The organism is Enterococcus sp. 1001283B150225_161107_E12 (genome assembly GCF_015556925.1).
Classification (GTDB): Bacteria; Bacillota; Bacilli; order Lactobacillales; family Enterococcaceae; genus Enterococcus_B; species Enterococcus_B mundtii.
Genome location: NZ_JADNNI010000036.1, coordinates 1 through 1,418, shown reverse-complemented (window position 1 = coordinate 1,418; position 1,418 = coordinate 1). Strand labels below are relative to the sequence as shown.

Genomic DNA, 1,418 nt, shown 5'->3' with positions numbered 1-1,418 from the left:
TCCCGAATTTTCTTTAAAACATCCGTCCCCCTTATCCCAGGCAACATAATGTCTAATAGGATCAAGTCAAATGTTTGATCAGCAAAAGCTTCCAATGCTTGTTCGCCACTTCTTACCGAATAAACTTCATACTTGCGTTCTTTTAAAAATTCCGTCACGATCTGATTGATCATATATTCATCTTCAACAACTAAAATTCTTTCCATATAGCTCTCTCCTTATTCAAAGCGTAATGCCTCGATAGGGTTTAATTTCGATGCTTTCATCGCCGGTAATAGACCAAATATCACACCCATCAGGGAACAAAATACTAAGCTACCGACAATGGAAATCACGGATACGATATAAGGATAATCCAGTGATAGCGTAATGGCATAGCCACTTAACAAACCAACAAGCACACCTAGTACCCCACCAATCAAAGTCAGGACGACCGCTTCTACTAAAAATTGTTTTAAAATTACTTTTCTTCTTGCGCCTAGTGCTTTCTTTATTCCGATTTCTTTCGTTCTTTCCGTGACAGAGACCAACATGATATTCATCACACCGATTCCACCCACTAATAACGAGATACTTGCTATACCAGACAAAAGAATAAAACTTGACTGGTTCATTCGTTCCAATTCTCTGGCAAATTCTTTCAGATTCATCACCCCATACTCATAATCAGATGGTGGGATCTGTTGATTGAGGATCTCTGCAGCTTTTTCTGCAGCGCCTTGTAATTGATCGGTATTATTTGTTTGGATCGTGACAAGTGGTACAATATCCAACTCATCAGATAGTTTATGCGCTTGCTGCAAAGGAACGTAAGCTCTTTTCTCAAAGCTAAATAGATTACTACTATTGGGATCTAATTTAAATACACCTTGAACTTTGAATGGTACCCCATTCACTTCGACAAACTGTCCGATCCCTTCTTCATTTGGAAATAATTCGTCATACAAGGAATCTTCCAGAAAAATGGCTTGTTGTTGCTCTTTGAAGGCTTGGGCAGTAAATCCTTCCCCTTTGATGAAGTTTAACTGCTCCAAATCCTCAACAGAAGAAGTGACAGCAGAAACTTTGGCGTCGGTCCCTTTGGCTTTCCTGTAGATTTTCCCTTCTTTTTGATAAGACAAACCACTTGCTAAGACCTCTGGTATCTCATTGACTTTCTTTAGGACATCCTCGTCTAAGAATGGAAAATATAACGGTTTTTTCTCTTCCTTTTCAGATAGGATTCCATCTGACATAGTGTTCTGTTGAAAAGCACTTTTTCTGTCATATTGGATATTCATCGTATTATTGTTACTACCAATCATTTCTCGTTTCATTTTTTCGGTGTTTCCTCCGATGATGCTGAAAATCGAAATAATGGCAGCAATCCCAATGATGACACCTAGCATAGTCAATACCGAACGCATTTTATGAGCAAA

2 protein-coding genes are annotated in these 1,418 nt (G+C 38.6%); both read right to left on the bottom strand.

Annotated features, from left to right (window positions below; translation table 11 throughout):
* Positions 1-206 (bottom strand): response regulator (locus I2F89_RS15395; RefSeq protein ID WP_195514608.1); only part of this gene is annotated, 206 nt, incomplete at its 3' end.
* A gap of 12 nt (positions 207-218) precedes the next feature.
* Positions 219-1,418: ABC transporter permease (locus tag I2F89_RS15390; RefSeq protein ID WP_195514607.1), on the bottom strand; the 1,200-nt coding region annotated here is incomplete at its 5' end.